Annotated in this window: 4 protein-coding genes; all 4 read right to left on the bottom strand. The window is 64.5% G+C overall.

Annotated elements, in window-relative coordinates:
* Window positions 1-17 precede the first annotated feature (17 nt).
* Window positions 18-872 carry a gp53-like domain-containing protein gene (locus tag HNH97_RS15315; RefSeq protein WP_171791462.1) on the bottom strand — a complete coding sequence of 285 codons (855 nt, stop codon included), beginning with the start codon at window positions 870-872 and terminating at the stop codon, window positions 18-20.
* Window positions 872-1528: a putative phage tail protein gene (locus HNH97_RS15310; protein WP_171791461.1), complete on the bottom strand. Its 657-nt coding sequence runs from the start codon at window positions 1526-1528 to the stop codon at window positions 872-874. The genes HNH97_RS15315 and HNH97_RS15310 overlap by 1 nt, the downstream gene beginning before the upstream one ends.
* Window positions 1510-2592 (bottom strand): baseplate J/gp47 family protein, encoded by a 1083-nt coding sequence (locus HNH97_RS15305; RefSeq protein WP_171791460.1) that lies wholly within the window; start codon window positions 2590-2592, stop codon window positions 1510-1512. Before HNH97_RS15305 ends, HNH97_RS15310 begins: the two co-directional genes overlap by 19 nt.
* On the bottom strand, window positions 2592-2792 hold a 201-nt coding region (locus tag HNH97_RS15300), incomplete at its 5' end, for a GPW/gp25 family protein (RefSeq protein WP_171791459.1). The genes HNH97_RS15300 and HNH97_RS15305, both read right to left, overlap by 1 nt.

The raw sequence follows: 2792 nt of genomic DNA, 5'->3' as shown, positions 1-2792 counted from the left end.
TAATTCGTTGACATTTATCAGTTTCCCCATGCCCACCAGAAATATCCGAGGCCGTTCATTCCGCCCCATCCACCGCCCGCACCCGAAAAAATCATTGAATAGACGTCGGCCTGCACGGTACTGGGATAACCCTGCACGCCGTGCAGCGTGGGTTTCCCGGCGGCCCAGTTCGTGGTGGCGGCCGATTCAACCACGATCATTCCAACGCATTTGTTCGGGAAGGCAATCGGGAAATTCGGGGTCGAATACCCGCCACTTCCGGAAGTGTTGGCACCATATTGCAGGATCTTCTCACCGGGCAGCATCTGACAGCCGTTCGTGCCCTGCAAACTCACAAGCCCCGTCCCGGCGATGATATCCGACAGCAATGCCGTCACACTGTAGGAACCCGCCATCTTCACGGACTGGTAGGACAGGCGGCCGTCCGGCCCGATCGTCAGGTCGCCGACCTGCGTCGAACCTGACAGGAGGGTGCCGTAAGAGGACACGAGGTAACCGCCGTCCTCAACCGTTTCATCGTCGGTGCCGATATAGCTGTAGCGCAGGCCGGGGAACGTGGTGTCACGCCCGAGCATCACCTTGCCCGCGACCTGGTATTTGCCACCGCCCTGCTGGACGGTGAGATATGGAGTTTTTGTTCCTGCGCCCTGTCCAGACAGAATTCGGATTGCCTGTGTCAACAGCGTGTCGTCGTTCGCGTTCCCCGCCAGCCCGGACGTAATGATGGGGTCCATTATCGCATTGCGGTCCTGATTGCGGTCACTCGCCATCAGGTAGGTGCCCTGCACACCCGCCGCATCGTTGCGGTCCACGTATTGTCGTCGCCCCGCGTCGTCCGTCACATATCCGGATGCGGAAGTATAATCGACCATCAGTTCAGTTCCTGATCCACAATATAAAGATAAGTATCGGCCGGGGCGTTACGCGCCATCGGGCAGTACAGGGTCTGCACCTCGTCCGCGATTGCGGGCTGGACAACCGACCCGCAGATCGACATGCCGCATATCCCTACGCCGCAGATCGCCGCATCTGCCTCCAGATTTTCCGCGCCTGCCTCGACATGCACGATCCAGTCGAACAGCACGTCGCCACCGGCACAGACCGCGTCGCCGCAGACCGCCAGACCGCATTCCGCAGGCCACGGCTCCTCGATCGAAATCGTCACGCCCAGGGCGGCGGCCATGTTCTCGAAAAATGCGATCGTGCAGCCGCCATTGGCCGTCCATCGCTGGTACGCCAGCGCCTGACGCAGCGCGGTCGTGGTCGCCAGCGCGTCACGGCCGCACGGGTCTGGACCCAGCACGCGCTCGTAATCGTCCAGCAGCAGGGTCGCCGTCTGCGGGCTGATCTCGTCAGCCAGGGCCGCGACATCCGCCTCGAAATCCGCAGCGCAGGCCGCGAACGGGAACAGCAGCGCCGCCAGATTGGCAGGCGTTTTCTTCGGCCACGCCCATCCGGGCGGCATCAACTGCGTCAGCAGTTCGTCCTGTATCTGCGTGGCCGTGCGCGTCACGATGCCGCCTGCCATGTGATCGTGCCGCTGGCCGCGATCTGGTTGGCGGCCAACTGGACGTTGGCTGTGGGCGCGGTCAGCAGGTAGCTGGTCAGTGACGGGATCGCACCGATGGCGGCATCCAGACCGGACACCAGCAGTTTCGCCCCGATTTTGGTGGACGCGTAATAGGTATCGACCGCCTCCTGCACCGCATCGCGGTTCGCATCCGTATCCGGCGTGATGGACAGGGTGATGTCCTGCGGCACGACCTGCGCGGCCACGACCACGGCATTCGCACGCACGGGCCTGCGCGACGGGTCATCTATATAGGTCTGGATGGCCGCGACCTCGGCATCGGTCGGCGCGGTCGGTCCTGCCATCGCCACGATCACGCCGACCGTGCCGACGCCAACCCATCCGCGCACGGGGTTGACGTAGGTCGCGCCCGCGTTCGTCGCCCATGTCTCGTAATCGTTCTGGTTGCCACCGGCAGGCGGATTGCGGATGCGATCAACGATGCGGTTGCGCCAGCTTTGCTGATCCTCGATCGCGGCCCCGCCTGCGATGCCCTGCGCGTCGGTCACGGCCGACGTGACACCGGCGATGGGCGATACCAGCGTCAGGGTGACATTGCCGCCGACATTGCCGGTCGTGCCGGTGGACGTGGCCTGCACCGCGACACTGCCGGACGCCCCTGCGGCGATACTGGCCTCGGCCGTCGTGGTCCACTGGACAGACCCGTCAACTGTCAGCAGCGTCTGGGCCGGGATCACCACCGCCTGCGAACAGGTGAACACGACGTTGCCGATCCCGGCCGTGGCCGACTTGCGCGGCACGCCCCACATGCTGCCCAGGCGCGGCAGCCAGCCGTCGATCGTGGCCGTGTCCGGCATCATTTCCAGCAGCGCGTCGCGCAGGTAGCGATACAGTTCCGCATCCGACAGGCCATGAGCAATGGCCAGTACCTGCTCCAGGCTGCCCGGCGCATTGGCGTCGAGCGTGACCTGCGTGCCATCGGCGGCCGTGAACGTCTGCCCCAGCAGGTAGGCCGCAAAACGCTGGGAAAGCTGCGCGGGCGTGGGAATGGATGCGGGCATCAGTTCCCCACCACGGTGGCGACGGACGTGTCGCTTTCGCGCGCCGTAATCTGGATCGTGCCATCGGCCAGCCACGCGGCCCCGGTGTCGATTTCAACGCCGTGGTAATCGGCAATCGGCTCCACGCTTTCGGCCGTGTATCCGGCCAGCCGGGCGCGCGTGTCCTCGGTCTGTTTCCCGCGTGCCTCCAGCCAGGCCCG

Source organism: Gluconacetobacter entanii (genome assembly GCF_013155425.1).
Classification (GTDB): Bacteria; Pseudomonadota; Alphaproteobacteria; order Acetobacterales; family Acetobacteraceae; genus Novacetimonas; species Novacetimonas entanii.
The sequence above is the reverse complement of the archived record's forward strand: the minus strand, read 5'-3'. Positions and strand labels throughout refer to the sequence as shown.